Here is a 21,480-nt window from a genome sequence, read left to right on the forward strand (position 1 = left end):
CCTGGGTAACGGCGGCGTGTCGGACATCACCGCGCGCAGGTCCGGCAAGGGAAACCCGGGAAATCGGTCTCGCCGGGAATTCCCTTGCCGGGAAAGGAATCAGCGGTTGCGGGCCGCTTTTCCGCCCGCCTTCGGCTTCTGCTTCTTTTCGCGGACGCGCACATTCACCCGGACGGGACTGCCCGCGAAGCCGAACTGCTCGCGGAATTTCCGCTCGATGAACCGGCGGTACCCGGCCTCGAGGAACCCGGTGGTGAACAGCACCAGCGTCGGCGGGCGGATGCCCGCCTGCGTCGCGAACAGCACCTTCGGCTGCTTGCCGCCGCGCACCGGCGGCGGCGTCGCCGCGACGAGGTCGGACAGCCAGCCGTTGAGCTGGCCGGTCGACACGCGCTGGTCCCACGACGCCAGCGCCGTGCGCAGGGCGGGCGCGAGCTTGCGCACCGCGCGCCCGGTCAGCGCGGAGACGTTGACCTTCTCCGCCCACGGCACCCGCACGAGGCCGCGGTCCAGCTCGCGCACCATGGCGTACCGGCGGTCCTCGTCGACCAGGTCCCATTTGTTGAACACGAGCACGCACGCGCGGCCCGCCTCGACCACCATCGTCAGCACCCGCAGGTCCTGTTCGGTCAGCGGTTCGGAGGCGTCCAGCAGCACGAGCGCGACCTCGGCCGCGTCGATCGCGGTCTTCGTGCGCAGCGAGGCGTAGTACTCCGCGCCGTCGGCGAAGTTGACGCGCTTGCGCAGGCCCGCGGTGTCCACGAACCGCCAGATCTCGCCGTCCAGCTCGACCAGCGAGTCGACCGGGTCGACCGTGGTGCCCGCGACCGAGTCGACGACCGAGCGCTGCTCGCCGGAAAGCCGGTTGAGCAGGCTGGACTTGCCGACGTTCGGCTTGCCGACCAGCGCGACGCGGCGCGGCCCGGCGGTCGCCGTGCCGGCTTCGCGCGGCGCCTCGGGCAGCGCGGCCATGATGGAGTCGAGCAGGTCGCCCGAGCTGCGGCCGTGCAGCGCGCTGACCGGATGCGGTTCGCCGAGGCCCAGCGACCACAGCGACGCGGTGTCGGCCAGCAGCCGGTCGTCGTCCACCTTGTTCGCGGCCAGCAGGACCGGCTTCTTCGACCGGCGCAGCACGCGCGCGACGGCCTCGTCGGTGGCGGTGGCCCCGACCGTCGCGTCGACCACCAGCAGCACCGCGTCCGCGGTCTGCATGGCCATCTCGGCCTGCTGCGCGACCGAGGCCTGCAGGCCGGTGGCGTCGGGCTCCCAGCCGCCGGTGTCGACGAGCGTGAACCGCCGCCCGGCCCAGAACGCGTCGTAGGCGACGCGGTCGCGCGTCACGCCCGGCACGTCCTGCACGACCGCTTCCCGGCGGCCGAGGATGCGGTTGACCAGCGTGGACTTGCCCACGTTCGGCCTGCCGACCACGGCGAGCACCGGCTGCGCGGCGGCGGCGCGGCCCTCGGCCTCCTCGGCCTCGATCTGCGCGTCGAGCGCGGCGAACTCGGACTCGTCCGACCAGCTTCCGTCGACCTCGCCGAGACCGTCCACCGAGCTGTCGGCGGCGTCAAACCCTGTCATCGTTTCCCAACTTCACCTACGGCGTGGCGAACCCGTGTTCGCCCCGCCAGTCGTCCAAAGCCTGTACAAGCGCCGACAGCTGCGTGCGCAGCTCTTCAGTGCCCTGGTCCAGGCCCTTGCGGCCCGGACCGACCTTCAGCGCGAACGGCTCCCCGAAGAGGAGGTCCACGCGCGGGCGCCACCGGCGTCTGCCGTCGGCGGGCTTGCGCGTCCCGCGGATCGCCACCGGCAGCACCGTGGCCCCGGAAGCGCGCACGAGCCACGCCGCGCCGCGTTCGGCGGCCCCGACGTCGCCCTCGCCGCGAGTGCCTTCCGGGAAGATCCCGACCGCCCCGCCCGCTTTGAGCACGCCGACCGCCGTGGTCAGCGGCGTCCGGTCGATCTCGCCCCGGCGGACCGGGATCTGGCCGATCGCCCGCAGGAACCAGCCGCCGATCCCCTTGAACAGTTCGGCCTTCGCCAAGAACGCGCTGCGCCTCGGAAGCATTCCGATCACCAGCTGCGGATCGACGTTCGAGCTGTGGTTCGCGATCACGACGAGCGGCCCGTCCGAGGGCACCCGGTCGCGGCCGTGCACCCGGATCCGGAACGCCGGACGCAGATAATACCGGCCCGCCGTCCGCCCGATGTCGAGCAGGAGCCCGTGCGCACCCTCGGGAAGGGCGCCGCTCACCGGCTGACCCCGGCCTCGGCCGCGGCCGGTTCGGCCGGGCAGTCGCCGAGCAGCCCCCGGCCGCGGGCGAGTTCGGCCAGCGCGACGATGACCTGGTCGATCGTCAGCTCGGAGGTGTCCACCTGGACCGCGTCCCCGGCCGCGCGCAGCGGAGAGGCGGCGCGGGTGGAGTCGATCCGGTCGCGGCGCTCGACCGATTCGCGGGCGGATTCGACGCTCGAAGCGCGTCCCGCCGCGGAGTCCTGGGTGTTCCGCCGCGCGGCGCGGACCTCGGCCGAGGCGGTCAGATAAACCTTGAGCGGCGCGTCCGGCGCGACGGTGGTGCCGATGTCGCGGCCCTCCACGACGATCCCGCCGTCGCCCTCGACCGCGTCGGCGATCATCCGGCGCTGGCGGGCGACGAGCACCTCGCGCACCTGCGGCACGGCCGACACCGGCGACACCGCGCCGGTCACCTCGGGGCCGCGGATCTCGGCGGCCACGTCCTCGCCGGCCAGCCGGACGTCCGGCCGCTCCGGGTCGGTGCCGAGCGAGAAGTCGACGTCGTGCGCGAGCGCGCCGACCGCGTGTTCGTCGGCGAGGTCGATCCCGGCGCGCAGCACCGCCAGCGTGACGACGCGGTACATCGCCCCGGTGTCCAGGTAGCGGGCGCTCAGCCGGCCGGCGAGCTTGCGCGCCACCGTGGTCTTGCCGGTTCCCGACGGGCCGTCCAGCGCGACCACCCCACGTAGGGCTCCCGTCACCGATGTTCTCCTCACGTTCGTCCCGCACTCCCGGTCCGGTTCATTCTGCCGGTAGCCGGTCCCGGCACCTCAGGCGGTGTCCACGGCGGACTCCCATTCGACGCTAGACAACCTAGCGGCGCTAAGTTAGCGTTGCACTTGTTTCTAGCGCCGCTAACTTCCTCGGAGGGTCCCCCATGCTGATCGCCGCTTACGTCCTCGCCGCCGTCCCCGTGCTCGGGATCATCTACGTCGGCTTCACCTATCTGTTCGCCCCGGCGAAGACCGCCGCGACGTTCGGCCTGCGGGAAATCCCCACCGGCTCGACGGCGTTCTTCGAGATCAAGGGAGACCGCGACCTCGGCACCGGGCTGATCCTCGGCGTCGCGATGCTCGCGGGCAGCGCGCACCTCGTCGGCTGGCTGCTGCTGGCCGCGACCGTCATGCCGGTCTGCGACATGCTGATCGTCCTGCGGCACAAGGGCAGGAAGGGAATGGCCTACGGCGTGCACGGCGCGACCGCCGCGCTCATGGCCGTCACCTCGGTGCTGCTCCTGCTGGGCTGAACTCCGCGAATCGGACAATGAGTTACCGTGGCGGACGTGAACGTCGAAGTCACCCCTCTTCCCGGAATCGGTGTCCGCAAGGACTTCGCCACCCGCGCGGGACGCCGCATCGGCGTCGTCACCCAGCGGGACGGCAAGATCGAGCTGATCGTCTCCAAATCGGACGACCCGGACGCCTGCCTCGCGTCGCTGCCGCTGACCGCGGACGAGGCGGGCGCGCTCTCGAACCTGCTCGGCGCGCCGCAGCTGGTGGCGCAGCTGAACGAGGAGCACCGCGAGCTGCCGGGGATCAACACGAAGCAGCTGCCGATCACCGCGGACAGCCCGTTCGACGGCCGTTCGCTCGGCGACACCGCGATGCGCACGCGCACCAGCGTCTCGATCGTCGCGGTGATGCGGGCCGGGCAGGTGCACCCGTCGCCGACGCCGGACTTCCTCTTCACCGCGGGCGACCTGCTCGTCGTCGTCGGCACGTCCGAGGGCCTGGAGGCCGCCGCCAAGATCCTCAAGCACGGCTGATGGACCACACCGCACTTTCGCTGATCGAACTCGGCGCGGTCTTCTTCGTGCTCGGCGCGCTGGGCAGGCTCGCCGGCCGGATCGGCCTCTCCCCCATCCCCCTGTACCTGCTCGGCGGCCTGTGCTTCGGCTCCGGCGGCCTGATCCCGCTCGCCGACATCGGCGATTTCTCCCACCTCGCCAGCGAAATCGGCGTGGTGCTGCTGCTTCTCCTGCTCGGCCTGGAGTACTCCGCGGCCGAGCTGTTCACCGGCATGCGGCGGTCGTGGACCGCCGGGCTGGTGGACATCGTGCTCAACGCCGCGCCCGGCGCCGCGGTCGCGCTGATCCTGGGCTGGGGCCCGATCGGCGCGATCGTCATGGCGGGCGTCACGTACATCTCGTCGTCCGGCATCATCGCGAAGGTCCTCGGCGACCTCGGCCGGCTCGGCAACCGCGAAACGCCGGTGGTGCTGTCGATCCTCGTGTTCGAGGACCTCGTGATGGCGCTGTACCTGCCGATCCTCACCGCGATCCTGGGCGGGGTGAGCCTGCTCGGCGGGCTGGAAGCGGTCGGCATTTCGCTGCTGGTGATCACCGTGGTGCTGGTGATCGCGCTGAAGTTCGGCCGGTACGTCTCGGCACTGGTGGACAGCGACGACCGGGAAGTGTTCCTGCTCAAGATCCTCGGCGCGGCGCTGCTGGTGGCCGGGATCGCGTCGGCGCTGCAGGTTTCGGCGGCGGTCGGGGCGTTCCTGCTCGGCATCGCGGTGTCCGGCTCGACCGCGCACAACGCGACCCGGCTGCTGGAACCCTTGCGGGACTTGTTCGCCGCGATGTTCTTCGTGGTGTTCGGGCTGAACACCAACCCGGCGTCGATCCCGCCGGTGCTGGGCTGGGCCGCGGTGCTCGCGGTCGTGACGACGCTGACGAAGGTGGCCACCGGCTGGTGGGCCGCGCGTCGGCAGAAAATCGGGCGGCTCGGCCGGGCTCGAGCCGGGGCGGCTTTGGTTGCGCGGGGCGAGTTTTCGATCGTGATCGCGGGGCTGGCAGTTGCGGCTGGGGCGGTCGACGGGGAGCTGGCGGCGTTGGCTACGGCGTACGTGTTGCTGATGGCGATTCTCGGCCCGACCGCGGCGCGAGTGGTCGAGCCGGTCGCGAAAGCCTTGCAGCGCAAGGCGGCCGCGAAGGAAACCGTCACCGCCAACTGACGTCCTGGTTGGGCGAATGGTCCGTGAAGGACTCATTGAGGGAATCAGATTCCCTCAATGAGTCCTTCACGGACTTTGTCAGCGCAGGTCGAAGCGCGCGGCAGCGGGCACGTGCGCGAGCGGACCCGCCGGGGCGGATTCCGTCCGCGGACGCGCCGGAACCGCGCCGACCAGCGGGATCCGGGCCGAGGTCTTGGCCAGGTCGATGGTCAGCTTCGGCGGATTCGCGGGCGCGGTGATGAAATTAGCGTCCGTCCCGCCGATCACCAGCGCCAGCCGGTGCCCGGCCGGGACGATGTGGTCGGTGCTCGCGAGACGGAACGTCATCGTGTACGCCTTGCCCGGCGTGAGCCGCGCTTCCCGGCTCAGCGACTGGTAATTCGCCAGGTCCGCCCAGCCTCGGCTGATGATCGTGTAGTCCACGTTCGTCGTGTCCGCGCTGGTCACCTTGTAGCAAGCGCTGTCGCCGTCGGTGCTCGAACCCCAGCACGTGCGGTCCGTGCCGGTCACGATTCCCTCGCCGGGGCCCGAGAAATTCCGGATCTTCGCCGGCCCGTAGTCCACCAGCATCGCCGACAGGTGCGCGGTCGAAGTGCTCGGCGTGGCCGTCACGGTGATCGACGAGGTGCCCGAAACCTGCACCGGCGCAGTGAGCGCGGCGGTGCTGTAGAGGACCCGGTTCGCCGACGCGGCCGACGGATCCGCCGCCCACTCGTTCTCCCCGATCTTCGGGTTGTCGGTGAACGACGCGCTGCCCCGGCCGCCCGCGGTGCCGAGCGTGCCGACCCCAGGCGTGCGGCCCGGCTGCGGCCGCAACACGGTCTCCTTCGTGCCCGGAGCCGGGTAGGTCGCTTCGTTGACCCACTGGTCCGGCTGGCGTTCGACGGTCGCCATCGGTTCCTTGTCGACGCCGTTGTCGATGCCCATCAGGTAGTGGTCGAACCACCGGTGCAGGGTGTCGACCCATTCGGTGCGGCGGTAGTCGAACGGGTCGACGTGGCCGGTCTGCGCGAGCCAGATCTTGCGCTGCACGCCCTTCGCGGCGAGCGCGTCCCACCATTGGCCGTAGTTGATCGGCATGACGTTGAGGTCGTTCACGCCGTGCGAGATGAACACGCTGGCGCGCACGTTCTTCGCGTTCGCCACGTAGTCGCGTTCCGCCCACAGCGGACCGTAGTCGCCGTTCTCGGTCGCGCCTGCGGCGAGTTTCCGGTTCTGCGCCGAGCAATCCTGGCCGCCGTTGCGCCGCTCGACGGTCTGCGCGAGCCCGTCCGGGTTGAAGCCGAACGACACGCCGTCCGAGCGGTAGTAGTCGTACCAGGAGCTGATCGCGGAGATCGGGACGATGGTCTTGAGCCCCTCGACGCCGGTCGAGGCGACGCCGTTGGCGATGGTGCCGTCGTAGGACTTGCCGATCATCCCGACGCCGCCGTCGCTCCAGCCCGCGGACATTTTCGTGCCGCCGGTCTTCGCGGTGTAGCCGGTCGCGCGGCCGTTCAGCCAGTCGACGACCTTCTTGGCGGACTGGACGTCCGAATTGCCGCCGACGTCCACGCAGCCGGTCGACCGGCTGGTGCCCGCCAGGTCCACGAGCACCACCGCGTACCCGCGCGGCACGAAGTAGTTGTCGTAGAACAGCGGGAAGCCGACCGGGCGGCCCTGCGCGTCGTATGTCTTGAACTGGGTTTCGTTGCCGCGCCCCACCGAGGAGTAGTACGGGCTGGCGTCCATGATCACCGGGATCTTCTTGCCCGCCTCGGCCGGTTCCTTCGGCCGCACGATGTCCGCGGCGACCCGGTCCGGCACGCCGTCCCCGTCGCCGTCCCGGCCGAGGTCGACCCACACCGTTTCGCGGATCGCCCCGGCGTAGTCGTACTGCGGCTCCGTCGCGGTTCTCGCCGGGGCGGCCGTCGCGGCCGCCGGCACCACCACTCCCGCGGCCAGCACCGCGGCGGCGCACAGCCCTGTCAGCACACGCATTCCCGTCGCCCTCCAGAGTCGTCGTCGGGTGCCGACAACTCTGGCCGGGACGGCGGGACCCGCAGCAGGGCCGAAAGTGGGGAACCGGTCAGAGTCCCACGGTGCGGTACAGCGCGCCCACCTCGCCGCGGTTCAGCCTGCGGATCGTGCCCTGGCGCTGGTTGCCCAGCTGCACGTCGCCGACCGCGGTGCGCACCAGCTTGCGCACCGGATGCCCGGTGGCCGCCATCAGCCTGCGCACGATGTGCTTGCGTCCCTCGTGGATCACCAGCTCGATCATGCTCCGGCCGGAATGCATGTCCTTGACCCGGAACTGGTCGACCTTCACGATCCCGTCCGGCAGCTCCCAGCCCGCGCGCAGCTCCTTGCCGAGCCCGCGCGGCACCAGGCCCTCGACCTCCGCGAAGTAGGTCTTGAGCACCCGGTACGACGGGTGCATCAGCCGGTGCCCCAGGTCTCCGTCGTTGGTCAGCAGCAGCAGGCCCTCGGTGTTCTCGTCGAGCCGCCCGACGTGCACGACGCCCGGGGTCTCCTCCCACCGGCCGCGCAGGTAGTCGCCGACGCACGGGCGGCCCCGGTCGTCGGACATCGTGGAGTGCACGCCCTTGGGCTTGTTGAACGCGAGGTACACGAGGTCGTCGCGGAGGTTGACCCGCGTGCCGTCGACGTGGATCACCGCCTCGTCCGGATGCACGCGGCGGCCCAGCTCGGTGACGACCTCGCCGTCCACCTCCACGCGGCCGGCCGCGATCAGGTCCTCGGCCGCGCGGCGCGACGCCACGCCGGCCTGCGACAGGACCTTCTGCAGGCGGATGCCGTCGGGGTGCTGCTCAGATGTCATCGATGGTGTCCACTTCGGGTAGCAGCGGAGCGATCGGGGGCAGGTCGTTCAGCGACGACAGCCCCAGTCGCTCCAGGAACAGCTCGGTCGTCACGTACAGCGTGCCCGTGGTCTCCGGGTCGGTGCCCATCTCCTCGATGAGCCCCCGCGCCAGCAGGGTCCGGATCACGCCGTCCACGTTCACCCCGCGCACCGCCGCGACCCGGGCCCGGGTGACCGGCTGCCGGTACGCGATCACGGCGAGGCTCTCCAGCGCGGCCCTGGTCAGCTTCGACCGCTGGCCGTCCAGCAGGAGCTTCTCCACGAACGGGGCGTAGGTGTCCCTAGTGTAGAACCGCCACCCTTCGCCGACGCGCCGCAGGTCGATCCCGCTGGCCCGCTCGGCGAACTTCTGCGCCATCGTGCGCAGCGCGACGGTCACCCGGGCGACCGGCTGGTCCAGCGTTTCGGCGAGGGAATCCTCCCCGATCGGCGAATCCACGACGAGCAGCAGCGCTTCGAGCGCGGCCTCCAGCGCCTCGTCGTCCTCGACGCTGGGCAGGCCGCTGTCCACGGCGACCAGGCCTTCGTCGTCGGACGGCTCGGCTTCCGGCTCCGCTTCGGGAGCGGCTTCGCCCTCCGGCCCGGCTTCGGCTTCCGGCTCGGCCGCGGCAGGCTCCGCGGCTTCGGACTCCGGCTCGTCGGCGTCGGCGGCTTCCGCCTCGGCCTCGTTTTCCGGCTGCGGCACGGTTTCCGGCTCGCTCCCGGCCGCCTCGACCGGCTCGGCCGCGGCCTCCTCTTCGGCCTCGACCTGAGCCTCGTCCGCCGGAGCCTCCGGCGCGTCCGGAGCCCGCGGGGTCTCCTCCCGCTCCGGTGCGCGGTCGTCTTCGGTGCTCACCCGTATTCCTCCTCCTCGGCCGCCGCGCGGTCCTGCTCGGCGGCGGCGGACGCCTCGGCCACGCTGCCGCCGGTCCAGCGGACGTGCAGTTCCGCCAGTGCCTCCAGCTGGTCGAACTGCACCGACGATTCGCGGTACAGCTCCAGCAGCGCGAGGAACCGGGCCACGACCTCGACCGTGTGCTCGCAGTCCGAGGTCAGTTCCTTGAACGTCGCCTGCCCGGCCTCGGCGAGCTTCACCCGCAGCAGCGCGGCGTGCTCGCGCACGGACACGCGTCCCATGTGGATGTGCGCGATCGACACCTGCGGCGGCGGTTTCGGCCGGAACACCGCGACCGCGATCTCCGCGAACCGCTCCGGCGTGACGCCCAGCATCACCTCCGGCAGCAGCCCGAGGTAGCGCTCCTCCAGCGCCACCGACCGGGGGTACCGGCGCAGCGCGTTCTCCTCCAGCTCGCCGAACAGCGCGGCCACCTGCTTGTACGCGCGGTACTGCAGCATCCGCGCGAACAGCACGTCGCGGGCTTCCAGCAGGGCCAGGTCGTCCTCGTTCTCGACCTCGGCCGCGGGCAGCAGCCGGGCGGCCTTCAGGTCGAGCAGGGTCGCCGCGATCACCAGGAACTCGGTGGTCTCGTCGAGGTTCCAGTCCGGGCCGAGCGCGCGCGTGTAGGCGATGAAGTCGTCGGTGACCGTGTGCAGGGCGACCTCGGTGACGTCCAGCTGGTGCTGCGAGATCAGCTGCAGCAGCAGGTCGAACGGGCCCTCGAAGTTCTGCAGCCGCACCTTGAACTTCGAGGAGCCCTCCTCGGCGGCGTACCCCTCGGGGATGGTGCCGCCGTGCACCGTCTCGTGCTGGGCCGGAGCCTCCGGGGTCTCCGGGACCGCGGGGCTGTCCGCACCCTCAGCGCTCTCCGAGCCAGCGGTGCTTTCGGTGTTCTCCGAGACGTTTTCCGAGACCGCCGCTTCCGGCTCCGGCAGCTCGGCCGATGCCGGTTCGTCCATCAGCCCTCGGTTCCGCCGTCCTCGCCGCTCGCCCGCAATCGCTGCACCAGCACCGACTCCTCGCCGCGCTGGTCGAAGTCGGCCAGCAGCACGGCGACCGCCTCGCGGACCAGCCTGCCGCGGTCGACCACCAGGTCGTGCTTGGCGCGCAGGTTCAGCCGGGCCTGCTCCATCGCGAGCAGTTCCTCGCCGGAGACGTACACGGTGATCTTCGCGTCGTGCTTGGTGCGCCCGGACCCGCTGCGCGCCGCGTTGCGGGCCAGCTGCTCGGCCTCCGCGCCGCCCGCGGGCTTCGCGGCGCGCTGCACCGGTTCCGCCGGGGCGGGCACGGCGGGGCGTTCGAGGGCGGGGGTCGCCGGACTGGAGGTGAGGCGGAAAAGCTCCGACGCTCCGGGCAGGGAAGCGCGCCTGCTCACCGAGCGATCACCTCGCGGGCCAGCGCGCGGTAGGCCGCGGCGCCGGCGGACTTGGGGGCCCAGGTCGTGATGGGTTCGCCCGCGACCGTCGTCTCGGGGAACCGGACGGTGCGGTTGATCACCGTGTCGAACACGGTCTCGCCGAATGCCTCGACCACGCGAGCCATGACCTCCTTCGAGTGCAGGGTTCTCGGGTCGTACATCGTGGCGAGAATCCCCGTGATGTCCAGTTTGGGGTTGAGGCGTTCCTGCACCTTCTCGATCGTGTCGATCAGGAGCGCGACGCCTCGCAGACTGAAGAACTCGCACTCCAGGGGGATGATCACACCGTCCGCGGCGGTCAATGCGTTCACCGTCAACAGGCCGAGCGAGGGCTGGCAGTCGACAAGAACATAGTCGTAGTCGTTCATCACCGGACGAAGGACCCGTAACAACGTGTGCTCGCGCCCTACCTCTGCGACGAGCTGGACCTCCGCCGCGGACAGGTCGATGTTGCTCGGCAGCAGGTCAACGCCGTCGACGCGGGTTTTGCGGAGCACGTCCTCGATCTTGACCGAGCGCTCCATGATGACGTTGTAGACCGTCTGGTCCAGTTCGTGCGGCTGGATGCCGAGGCCGACCGACAGCGCGCCCTGCGGGTCGAAGTCGACCAGCAGCACGCGGCGGCCGCATTCGGCGAGCGCGGCGCCCAGGTTGATCGTGGACGTGGTCTTGCCGACCCCGCCCTTCTGGTTGCACATGGCGAGCACCTTCGCCGGGCCGTGCCGCTCCAGCGGCGGCGGCTCGGGGATCTCGCGCAGCGGGCGGCCGGTCGGCCCGATCCCGCTCTCCGCGCGCTCCTTCGCCCGCATCCGGGCGCGTTCGCCGCGGGTCATCGGCCGTTCCGGCTCGTCGCCCTCGTGGTCGGCCGGCGTGGCGATCCGCGCGTGCTCGAGGTTCGCCGCGGCCGAACCGGAAGACCCGGCGGACCCGGACGGCCCTGCTGGCGCGGCGGGCCCGGGCGACGCTGCCGGGTCCTCCGGCTGGTTCGGGGTCGGTGTCGACATGGCGCGAAAGCTCCTTGTTCGGCGGGGTCTGGCGCAGCCTATGCGGATTTCCGGAGCACCGGCAAAGCGCCGCGCCGGGCCGCACGGGCCGAGTCACCGCAGCGTGGGAAGGCCCTTGACCGCGCCGCGGGTTCAGCCGAGGGCGCGCGGATGCGCGGTGGCGTAGACCTCGCGCAGCGTCGTGACCGTGACGAGCGTGTACACCTGGGTCGTGGTCACCGAGGCGTGGCCGAGCAGTTCCTGCACCACCCGGACGTCCGCGCCGCCCTCGAGCAGGTGGGTCGCGAACGAGTGGCGCAGGGTGTGCGGCGACACCGCGGCGGTGATCCCGGCCCGTTCGGCGGTGTCCTTGAGCACCTGCCACGCGCTTTGCCGGGAGAGCCGGCTGCCGCGGGCGTTGAGGAAGATCGCCGACGTGCCCCGGCCGTTCGCGGCGAGCGCCGGGCGGGCGCGCACGAGGTACGCGTCGAGCGCTTCGAGCGCGGGACGGCCGATCGGCACCAGCCGTTGTTTGCCGCCCTTGCCGTCGAGCAGGACGGTGCGCTCGGTGTCGTCCACGTCGTCCACGTCGAGGCCGACCGCCTCGGAAATCCGGGCTCCGGTCGAGTAGAGCAGCTCCAGCAGCGCGCGGTCGCGCAGGGCGCGTTCGCCGTCCCGCGGCGGAGTGTCGAGCAGCTTGAGGACGTCCGCGACCGGCAGCGCCTTGGGCAGCCGTTTCGCCGCGGCGGGCGGACGGACGTCGCGGGCCGGGTCGTGTTCGGTGAGGCCGTCGGCGTGCGCGAACTTGTGCAGCCCTCGGACGGCGACCAGCGCCCGCGCGGCCGACGACGCGGCCAGCGGCTGGTGTTCCTCGTCGCCCTCGCGCAGCGCGGCCCCGAACGACGTGACGTGCGCGGGCGTGACCTCGGCCAGCCGCACGACGCCCGCCGCTTCCAGGTGGGCGGCGTAGCGGCGGAGGTCGCGGGAGTAGCTGTCGAGGGTGTTGCGGGCGGTGCCGCGTTCGACGACGAGGTGGTCGAGGTACGTGGCGATCGCGCCCCGCACCTCGACACCCGCGTTATTCACGCCGCCACTCTAAGGCGGCACCCCGACAGAATCCGGAAACTCAGCCCTCGGCCAGTCGGCGGGCGAACCGAGTCGGCCGGTCCTGCCACGGCGCGTCGGCCGGGCGAGTCCGGGCCGCCCCGGTCACGACCGCGTGCGCGGACAGCACGCCCGAGACGGTCGCGCCGTTGACCAGCTCGCCCGCCAGCGCCATCCGGACCGCCTCGGCGAGCGGGAATTTCCGCACCACCAGGTCGGCTTCCTCGTCCCCGAGCACCTCGCGGTCCACTTCGGACACATCGCGGGCGAGGAAGACGCGCACCACCTCGTCGGTGAACCCGGGCGAGGCCGCGACGTCGACCAGCGTCTCCCAGCGGCCCGCCGCCAGCCCGGCCTCCTCGGCCAGCTCGCGCCGGGCCGCCTCGACCGGGTCCTCCCCCGGTTTGTCGATCAGCCCGGCGGGCAGCTCCCACAGCCGGCGCCCGAGCGGATGCCGGTACTGGTGCACGAGGGTGACGTTGTCCTCGCTGTCCAGCGCCGCGATCACCACCGCGCCGAGGTGTTCGACCACCTCGCGCTTGGCGGTCTCCCCGCCGGGCATCACGACGTCGTCGACCCGGAGGCCGACGACGCGTCCCACGTGGACGACCGTGCTGCCGGCGACGGAGAACTCGTGCGTGCCGGGCGCGCTCACCGAGCCGCCACGGGCGTCTCGGGCAGTTCGACCGGGAGCCGCTCGGCGACCTTGCGGTCCACGACCGCCTTCACGAACGCGCTGAACAGCGGGTGCGGCCGGGTGGGGCGGCTCTTCAGCTCGGGGTGCGCCTGGGTGCCCACGAAGAACGGGTGCACGTCCGCGGGCAGTTCGACGAACTCGACCAGCCGGTCGTCCGGCGAGGTGCCGGAAAACACGAGCCCCGCGTCGCCGATCTGCTTGCGGTAGGCGTTGTTCACCTCGTAGCGGTGCCGGTGCCGCTCGGACACCTCGGTGGTGCCGTACGCCTTGGCCACCTGCGAACCCGGCTTGAGCTTCGCCGGGTACGCGCCGAGCCGCATCGTGCCGCCCATGTCCCGCTCGCCCGCGACGACGTCGCGCTGGTCGGCCATGGTCGAGATCACCGCGTGCTTGGTGGTCTCGTCGAACTCGGCCGAGTTCGCGCCCTCGATGCCGGCCAGGTTCCGGGCGCTCTCGATGACCATGCACTGCAGGCCGAGGCACAGCCCGAGCAGCGGCACGCCGTGCGTGCGCGCGTAGTGGATCGCGCCGACCTTGCCCTCGATGCCGCGGATGCCGAACCCGCCGGGGATCAGTACACCGTCCACATCGGACAGCACGGACGCCGCGCCCGCTTCGGTCTGCGCGTCGTCCGAGGCGACCCAGACGATCTCGACCTTGGCGCGGTGCGCGAACCCGCCCGCGCGCAGCGCCTCGGTGACCGAGAGGTACGCGTCCGGCAGGTCGATGTACTTGCCCACCACGGCGACCCGGACGATCTCGCTCGGGTTGTGCACGCGGTCGAGCAGGTCGCCCCACACCGTCCAGTCGACGTCGCGGAACGGCAGGCCGAGGCGGCGCACCACGTACGCGTCGAGCGCCTCGCCGTGCAGCACCTTCGGGATGTCGTAGATCGAGCGCGCGTCCGGGCAGGCGATGACCGCCTCGGTGTCGACGTCGCACATCAGGCCGATCTTGCGCTTGAGGTCGTCCGGGATCTCCCGGTCCGCGCGGCACACCAGCGCGTCCGGCTGGATGCCGATGTTGCGCAGCGCGGCGACCGAGTGCTGGGTCGGCTTGGTCTTGAGCTCGCCCGAGGGGGCGAGGTACGGCACGAGCGACACGTGCAGGAAGAAGCACTGGTCGCGGCCGACGTCGTGGCGGACCTGGCGGCACGCCTCGAGGAACGGCAGCGATTCGATGTCGCCGACCGTGCCGCCGACCTCGGTGATCACCACGTCCGGCGCGACGCCGTTCTCGTCCGGCCCGGCCGCGGCGGTGATCCGCGCCTTGATCTCGTCGGTGATGTGCGGGATCACCTGGACGGTGTCGCCGAGGTACTCGCCGCGGCGCTCCTTGGCGATCACCTCCGAGTACACCTGTCCGGTGGTGACGTTCGCCTTGCCGTCGAGAGAGCGGTCGAGGAAGCGCTCGTAGTGCCCGATGTCGAGGTCGGTCTCGGCGCCGTCGTCGGTGACGAACACCTCGCCGTGCTGGAACGGGTTCATCGTCCCGGGGTCGACATTGAGGTACGGGTCGAGCTTCTGCATCGTGACGCGGAGTCCGCGCGCGGTGAGGAGCTGTCCGAGGCTGGACGCCGTCAGACCCTTACCCAGAGAGGAGGCAACGCCTCCGGTGACAAAGACATACTTGGTAGCCCGCGACTGAAGTCCCACGGGCCGCCAGCATATCCCACTCCCGCCGGTTCGCTCGCCGACGCCTCTTCCCGGCGCGGCGGAATCGGTTCGCCCGCGCCGCGCTAGGCTGCGCGGCGTGCCGAACCTCCGCGATGACCACTGGACCGCCCCGGTCGCGGGCGCCTCGCTGGACGCCGCGGTGCGCGTCCCCGGATCGAAGTCCATCACCAACCGGGCCTACGTCCTCGCCGCGCTCGCGGGCGCTCCCACCCGGGTGCGCCATCCGCTCGATTCGCGCGACACCCGCCTGATGCTGGCCGCGCTCGCCTCGCTGGGCGCGCTGTCCGAAGAGACCATCGACGGCTTCCTCGTCCACCCGCTCGGCACGATCGGCGGACGCGGCGACGAGACGACCGTCGCCCTCGGCAACGCCGGGACCGTCGCGCGCTTCACGCCCGCGCTCGCGACGCTCGGCGAGGCGTCGGTGCTGTTCGACGGCGACGAGGCGATCCGCCGCCGCCCGATCGGCCCGCTGCTGGCCGCGCTGCGCAAGCTCGGCGCGCGGATCGACGACGGCGGCCGCGACGCGCCGCCGTTCACCGTGCACGGCAGCGGCGGGCTGCGCGGCGGCCGGGTGGACCTCGATTCCTCGGCCTCCAGCCAGTTCCTGTCCGCGCTGCTGCTCGCCGGTCCGGCGTTCGAGCGGGGCGTGACCGTGCGGCTGGTCGGCGGCGCCCCGCCGAGCGAACCGCACATCGCGATGACGCTGGACATGCTGCGCCGGTTCGGGGCCACAGTGGAGCGTTCCGGCCCGGAATTCCATGTGGAGCCCGCGAAACTTTCCTGTCCCGAGTACGTCGTCGAACCGGACCTGTCCACCGCGGCCCCGTTCGTGGCCGCGGCGGTCGTCGGCGGCGGCACGGTCCGGGTGCACGGCTGGCCGAAGCAGACCACGCAGCCGGGCGACTGGCTGCGCGGCCTGGTCGCCGAACTGGGCGCGAAGGCGACGCTGGACGACGACGGCCTGGTCGTCACCGGCGGCGGCGCGTTCCCCGGCATCGATCTCGACCTGCACGAGGTCGGCGAGCTGACCCCGGTCATCGCGGCGATGCTGTGCTTCGCGGAGGGTCCGTCGAGCATCACCGGCGTCGCGCACCTGCGCGGCCACGAGACCGACCGGCTCACCGCGCTGGCCACCGAACTCTCCGGCCTGGGCGCGCGCGTCACCGAACTCGAGGACGGCTTGGAGATCACCCCGGCCCCGATGCACGGCGGCGTGTTCCGCACCTACGAGGACCACCGCCTGGTGATGGCCGCGGCGGTGCTGGGGCTGCGCGTGCCGGGCGTGCTGGTGGAAAACCCGGAGACGGTCGGCAAGACGTTCCCGAAGTTCGTCGAGACGTGGAGCGACGCGGTCAGCTGAGCAACCGGCGGATCTCCTCGGCCACCACCTCGGGCTCGGTGATCGGCACCAGATGCCCGGACTTCTCAGCGATCCGGTGCCGTCCGCCCGGCGAGACCCGTTGCGCGTGCGCGGGATTCGCCTCCGCGCGCACCGCAGCGTTCATCCCGTCCCCGGCGCGCCCGCCGGACACGACGGTGACTGGATAGTCGCCTGGCGCGGGCGGATTCGTCCGCCAGACCGCCAGCTCGTCGAGGAACGTCCGTGCCTGTTCGGTCTGGGTCCGCAACACCTGCGGAGTAAAGCCTTCGCGCAGCAGATCGCGCCGGACGTCCTCGGGAACCGCCCGCAGCATGGGGCGGTACAAGAACTTCAGCAGCCCCATCGCCGCGAGGACCCGGCCAGTACGCAGAAAAGCCCGTTCGGCACTGCGGAATCGGGGCGAGAACAGCACTTCCGCCGCTTCGTCGGTCGGGTCGACCAGCACTAACCCCGATATTCGAGCGGACGTCCGGGACGCGGCGAGCCGCACGATCGGTCCCCCGGCGCTGTGCCCGACGAGCACGTAGGGACCCGGCCCGAAATGGCTCAGCACGTCGACCAGGTCGCCGGCCATCCGGTCCAGCGTCCGCCCGGACGGATCCGGCGCGCTGCGGCCGAGCCCGGACCGGTCGTACACCACGGCCCGCGCGAATTCGCCGACCAGCGGCTGCACCAGTCCCCACGACGACCGGCTCGCGCCCGCCCCCGCTTCGAACACCACGGTCGGCGCGCGCTCCGGACCCGGCAGCACCATCGCGCACAGCCGTCGTCCGTCCTTTGTGGACACCCACTCCGGCTCGCCCTGCCCGTGCGCCACCCGCGACCCCTTCACCCGAAGTTAGGGCACCTTGCTATCCCGCCGGGCGCTCGTCCCGTTCGTCGTCCCCGAACAGGTCGCGCAAGGTCACCGCGCGATTGACCCGGACGTGCTCGGCGGCGTACTCGCGCGCCCGCTCCACGTCGCCGGACCCGATGGCGTCCACCAGGCGGCGGTGCTCGTCGAGCAGTTCGCCCCAGTGCTCGTTCTGGCTGGTCAGCCACCGCAGCTGGCCCTCGAGCGGATGCAGCATCGTGGTCAGCAGGCGGTTGCCCGCGATGGCGATGATCTCGTCGTGCAGCCTGCTGTTGACCTCGGAGATCCGCGCGCCGTCGCCGCCCTGGGTCACCCGCGCGGATTCGGCGAGCAACCGCTCCAGCCGCCGCATCTCCGGCTTCCCGGCCCGCTCCGCCGCGCGCGCGGCGGCGAGGCTCTCCAGCGCCTCCCGGACGTCGAACAGCTCCTCGACGTCCACCCGCGCCAGCTGCCGCACCACCACCCGCCGGGGCGAGGGCGCGACCACGAACCCCTCGGCTTCCAGGCTGCGGATCGCCTCGCGCACCGGCACCCGCGAGACCCCGAGATCGTCGGCCAGCTCGCGCTCGACCAGCCGGTCCCCCGGCTTCAGCCGCCCGGTCAGGATCCGCTCGCGCAGCTCGTCGAGCACCCGGGCGCGCGTCGCCGCGAGCGGCTGCCGCTCCTGGATGGCGCCCACCTGACCCCCTCTCGCCGACACCGGACAATCGCGAGTTTATCGGTAAGAGGGTTGACGCAGCAGCCGCGCGGGGCGATATTGGGATTCCAAGTTTGGGATCCCAAAGCTGCCGGCACGACGCCCGGAGGTCAGCGATGACGCACGCCCCGTCCACCGCAACCAGCGCGAACGTCCAGACGCAACCCGACCCCCGGCTGTGGAACGAGGACCTCGCGCCCGCCCAGGAACGGCGCTGGAAGGTGTACGACATCTTCGCGCTCTGGATGTCGGACGTGCACAACCTCGGCAACTACACCTTCGCCGCCGGGCTGTTCGTGCTCGGCCTTTCGGCCTGGCAGGTGTTCACCGCGCTGCTGTTCGGGTTCGTGATCATCTTCTTCGGGATGAACCTGATGGGCCGGATCGGGCAGCGCACCGGCGTCCCGTTCCCGGTGGTGGCGCGGATCAGCTTCGGCACGTTCGGCGCGAACCTCCCCGCGCTGATCCGCGCGGTGATCGCGATCTTCTGGTACGGCATCCAGACCTATCTCGCGAGCGTCGCCATCACGCTGCTGGTGCTGGCGATCGACCCCGGCCTGAAACCGTTGACCGAGCACAGTTTCCTCGGCCTGCACGCGCTCGGCTGGATGTGCTTCGTCGCGCTGTGGCTGGTGCAGGCGCTCGTGCTGACCCGCGGCATGGAGGCGGTGCGGAAGTTCCAGGACTGGTGCGGCCCGCTGATCTGGGTCGTGATGATCGCGCTCGCGGTCTGGATCCTCGCCGCGAGCCACTGGCACATCTCGTTCACCAGCAGCCCGCGGCAGCTGTCCGGCGGCGAGCAGGTGCGGCAGTGGTTCGGCGCGGCCGGGCTGATCCTGTCCACCTACGGCACGCTGATGCTCAACTTCTGCGACTTCTCCCGCAACGCCCCGGACCAGAAAACGGTGCGGCGCGGCAACTTCTGGGGCCTTCCGGTGAACTCGACGGCGTTCGCGCTGCTGTCGGTGATCGTCACCGCGGGCAGCCTGCAGGTGTTCGGCGAGGCGATCACCGACCCGGCCGAACTGCTCGCCCGCGTGCACAACACGCCGGTGCTGATCGTCGGCGCGCTCACCTTCGCCATCGCCACCATGGGCGTGAACATCGTCGCGAACTTCGTCTCCCCCGCCTACGACCTGGCCAACATCTGGCCCAAGCGGATCTCGTTCACCGTCGGCGGCATGATCAGCGCCGTCGCCGCGCTGTGCGTGCTGCCGTGGAAGCTCTACTCGTCGCCGGTGGTGGTCAACTACTTCCTCGGCGGGCTCGGCGCGTTCCTCGGCCCGCTGTTCGGGATCATGATCGTCGACTACTACCTGATCCGCCGCGGCAAGGTCGACGTCGAGCAGCTCTTCGTGCGCGACGGCAAGTACCCCAAGGTGAATCCGCGCGCGATGGCGGCCTTCTTCCCGTGCGCCGTGCTGTCCGCGGCGATCGCGCTGGTGCCGTTCTTCGCGCCGGCCGCGCCGTACTCGTGGTTCCTCGGCACCGCCAGCGCCGGAGTGCTCTACTACGCCGTTTCGTACCGCCAGCGGAGGGCTTGATGCGGATCCTCGTCACCAACTGCAACACCACCGAGGCCATGACGAAGGAGATCGAGACCGGGGCGCGGGCGGCGGCCGGCCCCGGCACCGAAATCATCGCCTTGACGCCGAAGTGGGGCCCGGAATCGGCCGAGGGCTGGCTGGACAGCTTCCTGTCCGCCGCGGCGGTGCTGGACCTGTTGCGCACCACCGAGGAACCGTTCGACGCGGTCGTCCTCGCCGGGTTCGGCGAGCACGGCCGCGAGGGCGCGCGGGAACTGCTGGACGTGCCCGTCGTCGACATCACCGAGGCCGCGGCGCATCTCGCCGGGCTGCTCGGCCGCCGGTACGGCGTGGTGACGACGCTGGACCGCACGTGCGGGCTGATCGAGGACAGCCTGCATTCGGCCGGGGTGGACCGGAACTGCGTCGCGGTCGTCGGCACCGGGCTGAGCGTGCTGGAGCTGCGCGACGAGGAACGGACCGAATCGGCCCTGCTCACCGCCGGTCTCCGGGCCCGCGACGCCGGGGCCGAGGTGCTGGTGCTCGGCTGCGCCGGGATGACCGGGCTGGACCGCAAGATGTCGGCGATGCTCGACGTGCCGGTGGTCGACGGCGTCGCGGCCGCGGTCCGGCTCGCGGAATCCCTGGTGGCGCTGGGATTGCGCACCAGCCGGGCCGGCTCCTACGCCCGTCCGCTCGACAAGCACCGCACCTGGCCCGGCGCCTGAAGCAGCTCCGCGGTCCGTGAAGGACTCCTTGAGGGAATCTGATTCCCTCAAGGAGTCCTTCACGGACCTTTGCCCCTCAGGCCGCCGCGCGCACCGGCACCCGGGCGCGCCCGGTCAGCGCCTTGCTCCACGGCAGCCGCCGCAGCACCTCGACGATCCCGAAGGTCAGCGCCACCGTCGCCGGGTACGCCACCAGGGTCGTCCACGGCGCGCCGTACCGGTCGCCGACGAAGACGAACAGCGGGTCCAGCAGCGCGATCGCGATCGGGTGGGTCAGGAACACCGCGAACGACCGGTTCACCGCCCACGACACGAACCGCCCGCCGCGCTGCCTGCTCTCCGCCCAGCGCGCGCCCGCCAGGTAGATCCCGGCGATCACCGCGACGAACCACGGGATCAGGTACGGGCGGAAGGCGTCCGACGCCATCTCCGGCCACTCGCCGAAGCGGACGCTCACGAAGTAGCCGGTTTCCGCGATCGCGAGCCCGGCCGCCATCGCGACCAGGACCCAGCGCGAATGCGTGCGCAGCCAGGCGTGCACCGCCTCGAAGTGCAGCGCCGCCGCGGCGCCGAGCAGCATGTAGAACTGGTAGACCACGAAGGTCGCGAAGAACTTGCTGACGAAGACGTAGCCCAGCGCGGCGGGCGGGTAGCTCATGAAGATCGCGACCCCGACCTGGACCGTGCCGGAGACCGCCAGCACGGTCCACGGACGGCGGCGGATCAGGTCGAACAGCTTGGCCAGCAGCGGGAACAGCAGGTACACCTGCAGGGTCACCAGCATGAAATACATGTGGTACCAGGCGTTCCCGGTCAGCAGGTCCAGTCCGAGCGTGCGCAGCTGCGCGCCGATCGACCCGAACGGCTGGTCCGAGGTGAGCACCGAATAACCCCGGTAGATGACAGTCCACACCACGTACGGGACCGCGACCAGCGGGAACCGCCTGCGCCAGAACTTCCCGGCCTTCAGCGGCCGGTCGCGGTACTGGAACACGAGCACGAACGCGGTCAGCGCGAAGAACGCTTCGCGGGTCAGGTGCAGCGGGGTCTGGATCGCGTCGGCGACGACGTCCTGCGGGAAGGTCGTGGAGCCGATCACGTGGATGAGGATGACCAAGGCGAACGTGACGACCCGGTACGCGTCGAGCTGACGCAGGTGCGGCGATCTGGCGGGCGCCGGCTCGTCCGCGCGGACGAGCGGGATCTCGGTAGTGGTCATCGTTCGGCCGTGCTCCCGGGGTCGTTGGCGCTCATGGTGCCAGGCTCTCGTGCGCAGCTGTGAACCACCCATGATCTTCCTGAGACCCGGCTGATGCCGCGCGAGCCGGATGTCGGGTCAGCCACACCCGGACGGGTGAACCGGACGCCCGCAGTGGTCCGGACCACTCGGCCCGCTTGGAACAGGCCGTTCGTCGGGCCTTTCC

Annotated in this window: 21 protein-coding genes; 6 read left to right on the forward strand and 15 right to left on the reverse strand. The window is 71.3% G+C overall.

Annotation, left to right across the window (positions count from 1 at the left end; translation table 11 throughout):
- Window positions 1-99: 99 nt before the first annotated feature.
- The 3 genes from der to cmk are packed head-to-tail and all read right to left on the reverse strand — an operon-like array spanning window position 100 to window position 2,976.
- Complete coding sequence (der, locus tag CU254_RS22245) at window positions 100-1,581, reverse strand: ribosome biogenesis GTPase Der (RefSeq protein ID WP_009079547.1); 1,482 nt, start codon at window positions 1,579-1,581, stop codon at window positions 100-102.
- 16 nt (window positions 1,582-1,597) lie between these two features.
- On the reverse strand, window positions 1,598-2,254 hold the full coding sequence (locus tag CU254_RS22250; RefSeq protein ID WP_009079548.1) for a 1-acyl-sn-glycerol-3-phosphate acyltransferase: 657 nt from the start codon (window positions 2,252-2,254) through the stop codon (window positions 1,598-1,600).
- Window positions 2,251-2,976 carry a (d)CMP kinase gene (gene cmk / locus CU254_RS22255; RefSeq protein ID WP_037714471.1) on the reverse strand — a complete coding sequence of 242 codons (726 nt, stop codon included), beginning with the start codon at window positions 2,974-2,976 and terminating at the stop codon, window positions 2,251-2,253. The genes CU254_RS22250 and cmk overlap by 4 nt, the downstream gene beginning before the upstream one ends.
- A gap of 197 nt (window positions 2,977-3,173) precedes the next feature.
- On the opposite strand from cmk, the gene CU254_RS22260 reads away from it, so the two are divergent.
- Genes CU254_RS22260 through CU254_RS22270 form a run of 3 tightly spaced genes read left to right on the forward strand, consistent with a single transcriptional unit; the run spans window position 3,174 to window position 5,251 of the window.
- Window positions 3,174-3,542 (forward strand): DUF4267 domain-containing protein, encoded by a 369-nt coding sequence (locus tag CU254_RS22260; RefSeq protein WP_009079550.1) that lies wholly within the window; start codon window positions 3,174-3,176, stop codon window positions 3,540-3,542.
- Window positions 3,543-3,578: 36 nt separating this feature from the next.
- Window positions 3,579-4,061 (forward strand): cation:proton antiporter regulatory subunit, encoded by a 483-nt coding sequence (locus CU254_RS22265; protein WP_009079551.1) that lies wholly within the window; start codon window positions 3,579-3,581, stop codon window positions 4,059-4,061.
- Window positions 4,061-5,251 (forward strand): cation:proton antiporter, encoded by a 1,191-nt coding sequence (locus CU254_RS22270; RefSeq protein WP_009079552.1) that lies wholly within the window; start codon window positions 4,061-4,063, stop codon window positions 5,249-5,251. The genes CU254_RS22265 and CU254_RS22270 overlap by 1 nt, the downstream gene beginning before the upstream one ends.
- 78 nt (window positions 5,252-5,329) lie before the next feature.
- Here CU254_RS22270 and CU254_RS22275 read toward each other — a convergent pair whose 3' ends face one another.
- The 9 genes from CU254_RS22275 to CU254_RS22315 form a co-directional block, all read right to left on the reverse strand.
- Window positions 5,330-7,231, reverse strand: coding sequence for a Xaa-Pro dipeptidyl-peptidase (locus CU254_RS22275; RefSeq protein ID WP_009079553.1), 1,902 nt, complete (start codon window positions 7,229-7,231; stop codon window positions 5,330-5,332).
- Window positions 7,232-7,319: 88 nt separating this feature from the next.
- Entirely contained in the window at window positions 7,320-8,072 is a 753-nt protein-coding gene (locus CU254_RS22280; RefSeq protein ID WP_009079554.1) for a pseudouridine synthase, read from the reverse strand.
- Entirely contained in the window at window positions 8,062-8,949 is an 888-nt protein-coding gene (gene scpB / locus CU254_RS22285; protein WP_037714476.1) for an SMC-Scp complex subunit ScpB, read from the reverse strand. Before scpB ends, CU254_RS22280 begins: the two co-directional genes overlap by 11 nt.
- Window positions 8,946-9,950 carry a ScpA family protein gene (locus tag CU254_RS22290; RefSeq protein WP_009079556.1) on the reverse strand — a complete coding sequence of 335 codons (1,005 nt, stop codon included), beginning with the start codon at window positions 9,948-9,950 and terminating at the stop codon, window positions 8,946-8,948. The genes scpB and CU254_RS22290 overlap by 4 nt, the downstream gene beginning before the upstream one ends.
- On the reverse strand, window positions 9,950-10,366 hold the full coding sequence (locus tag CU254_RS22295; RefSeq protein ID WP_009079557.1) for a hypothetical protein: 417 nt from the start codon (window positions 10,364-10,366) through the stop codon (window positions 9,950-9,952). Before CU254_RS22295 ends, CU254_RS22290 begins: the two co-directional genes overlap by 1 nt.
- Window positions 10,363-11,412: a ParA family protein gene (locus CU254_RS22300; RefSeq protein ID WP_009079558.1), complete on the reverse strand. Its 1,050-nt coding sequence runs from the start codon at window positions 11,410-11,412 to the stop codon at window positions 10,363-10,365. Before CU254_RS22300 ends, CU254_RS22295 begins: the two co-directional genes overlap by 4 nt.
- Before the next feature lie 132 nt (window positions 11,413-11,544).
- Window positions 11,545-12,477: a site-specific tyrosine recombinase XerD gene (gene xerD / locus CU254_RS22305; protein ID WP_009079560.1), complete on the reverse strand. Its 933-nt coding sequence runs from the start codon at window positions 12,475-12,477 to the stop codon at window positions 11,545-11,547.
- Window positions 12,478-12,517: 40 nt separating this feature from the next.
- Complete coding sequence (locus CU254_RS22310; protein ID WP_009079561.1) at window positions 12,518-13,150, reverse strand: NUDIX hydrolase; 633 nt, start codon at window positions 13,148-13,150, stop codon at window positions 12,518-12,520.
- Window positions 13,147-14,847, reverse strand: a complete 1,701-nt coding sequence (locus tag CU254_RS22315; protein ID WP_009079563.1) for a CTP synthase — start codon at window positions 14,845-14,847, stop codon at window positions 13,147-13,149. Before CU254_RS22315 ends, CU254_RS22310 begins: the two co-directional genes overlap by 4 nt.
- A 97-nt stretch (window positions 14,848-14,944) precedes the next feature.
- Between CU254_RS22315 and aroA the strand changes: the two genes are divergently transcribed.
- A complete protein-coding gene (gene aroA / locus CU254_RS22320) occupies window positions 14,945-16,231 on the forward strand; it encodes a 3-phosphoshikimate 1-carboxyvinyltransferase (protein WP_037714481.1) in 1,287 nt (428 codons plus the stop codon).
- Here the strand turns inward: aroA and CU254_RS22325 are convergent.
- Window positions 16,224-17,069, reverse strand: a complete 846-nt coding sequence (locus CU254_RS22325; RefSeq protein ID WP_037717700.1) for an alpha/beta fold hydrolase — start codon at window positions 17,067-17,069, stop codon at window positions 16,224-16,226. The two genes, aroA and CU254_RS22325, sit on opposite strands and share 8 nt — an antisense overlap.
- 34 nt (window positions 17,070-17,103) lie before the next feature.
- Window positions 17,104-17,775 (reverse strand): GntR family transcriptional regulator, encoded by a 672-nt coding sequence (locus CU254_RS22330; RefSeq protein ID WP_037717702.1) that lies wholly within the window; start codon window positions 17,773-17,775, stop codon window positions 17,104-17,106.
- A 143-nt stretch (window positions 17,776-17,918) separates the two neighbouring features.
- Between CU254_RS22330 and CU254_RS22335 the strand changes: the two genes are divergently transcribed.
- Window positions 17,919-19,346: an NCS1 family nucleobase:cation symporter-1 gene (locus CU254_RS22335; RefSeq protein WP_037714483.1), complete on the forward strand. Its 1,428-nt coding sequence runs from the start codon at window positions 17,919-17,921 to the stop codon at window positions 19,344-19,346.
- Window positions 19,346-20,056: an aspartate/glutamate racemase family protein gene (locus tag CU254_RS22340; RefSeq protein ID WP_009079571.1), complete on the forward strand. Its 711-nt coding sequence runs from the start codon at window positions 19,346-19,348 to the stop codon at window positions 20,054-20,056. Before CU254_RS22335 ends, CU254_RS22340 begins: the two co-directional genes overlap by 1 nt.
- Before the next feature lie 76 nt (window positions 20,057-20,132).
- Here the strand turns inward: CU254_RS22340 and CU254_RS22345 are convergent, their stop codons facing one another.
- On the reverse strand, window positions 20,133-21,275 hold the full coding sequence (locus CU254_RS22345; protein WP_037714485.1) for an acyltransferase: 1,143 nt from the start codon (window positions 21,273-21,275) through the stop codon (window positions 20,133-20,135).
- Between the last annotated feature and the right edge of the window lie 205 nt (window positions 21,276-21,480).

The sequence above is a fragment of the Amycolatopsis sp. AA4 genome (assembly GCF_002796545.1).
In the GTDB taxonomy this organism is placed as follows: domain Bacteria; phylum Actinomycetota; class Actinomycetes; order Mycobacteriales; family Pseudonocardiaceae; genus Amycolatopsis.